Here is a 1359-nt window from a genome sequence, read left to right as displayed (position 1 = left end):
ACCCCATCTTTTTTTACCTTAAGTTGTCTCAATCCGCTACTGGCAATGCTTTTGACTGGGTTGTCACCCCGTCAGAAGTATTTATCGAATAGTTTTTATTCCCGTAACTGTGGGCAGCGGTAGTATTAATGGATAATTTACCAGCACATAAAATGGCTCCTATTGCACCGATGATTGAAGCAGTTGGTGCAAGTATTATTAACTTATCACCGTATTCTCCTGATTTTAATTTCCATGAATTAGGGTGGTTTCAACTTAATTTTTTTCTGCGTAGTTTTTCTCTCTTAACCCAAATAATTGATACATTAACTGCCGTCGCACTCGAATTAATAAATCCTCAACATCTAAAAAACTGCTTTACTAAATGCTGCTAATGTCATCTATAAACTTGCAATCTACTGTATTAGTAGAGCAAGGATTCCTCGCTCTACTAACAGCCTTAAATCAGAGTAATTGCATTCGATGCCGGAGCGCCGATCGAACCTGGACCAAAGCCCAAATTCACCACCCCACCAGTCAACTCAGGAAGATTGTTAATCGTCAGACTAACGGTAGTTTGACCGGGATTAAAGTTAACCGTGCCTCCAGTAGGACTCACAGAAAATGAACTGACAATGGTGTAGTCTACGTTGTTCCTAGGTTGACGACCAGGATCAGCAATCAAATAGTCCACCGAAGCCGAAACCGAAGTATTGCCAGCCCGATTAATCGTAACAACTCCATAACCACCATCAATAATAGGATCGGGAGACGAACCGTAAAAGAAGGAAGTCGGAGCCACGCCGCCTTCAGCCACCGTGTAATTTGGTTGGGCGAACTGGAAGAGACTGCGAGCTGTCAGCGTCGGCGTCGCAGTTGTCGTCGTCCCAGTTGGCGCCACATCATTAATCGTCAAAATTGACGGAGGACCACTGACATTGCCACCCAAGAGCACCAAATTCACCGTTTCCGGTGGTTCCCCTGTTATGTCGCTCAAAGTCGTCACGGGGAAACTAGCGGTTGTTTGCCCCGCAGCAAAATTCAACGTCCCCGCCGCCGTAGTGTAATCCGCTGCTGTGCCTGCTGAACTTGCCGAACCGTCAAGAGTAGTGAAGTTAATCGATGCAGCCGCCGTGTCACCGGTGCGAGTAACGTTAATCGTAGCCACCCCGCCTTCAGCCACCGTGTAATTTGGTTGGGCGAACTGGAAGAGACTTGGAGATGTCGGCGTCGGCGTCGCAGTTGGCGTCGTCCCAGTTGGCGCCACAACATCATTAATCGTCAAAAGTGACGGATTACTGCCGACATTGCCACCGAAGAGCACCAAATTCACCGTTTCCGGCGATTCCAAAATCGCATCAGTCAAAGCCGTCACGGTGA

Annotated in this window: 2 protein-coding genes; one reads left to right on the top strand and one right to left on the bottom strand. The window is 47.4% G+C overall.

Features of this window, described 5'->3' with window-relative positions; translation table 11 throughout:
* The first annotated feature begins 128 nt into the window (after positions 1-128).
* Positions 129-374, top strand: a complete 246-nt coding sequence (locus tag QUA71_RS23070) for a hypothetical protein (protein ID WP_445243821.1) — start codon at positions 129-131, stop codon at positions 372-374.
* 65 nt (positions 375-439) lie between these two features.
* Here QUA71_RS23070 and QUA71_RS23065 read toward each other — a convergent pair.
* On the bottom strand, positions 440-1359 hold a 920-nt coding region (locus QUA71_RS23065), incomplete at its 5' end, for a Calx-beta domain-containing protein (protein WP_333288590.1).

Source organism: Microcoleus sp. MON1_C5 (genome assembly GCF_036701875.1).
GTDB lineage: Bacteria > Cyanobacteriota > Cyanobacteriia > Cyanobacteriales > Microcoleaceae > Microcoleus.
This window is presented reverse-complemented; position numbering and strand designations above follow the sequence as displayed.

Bases quoted from the DNA above. Each gene is read 5' to 3' on its own strand.
- QUA71_RS23070 (WP_445243821.1), top strand. From the start codon at position 129: ATGGATAATTTACCAGCACATAAAATGGCTCCTATTGCACCGATGATT.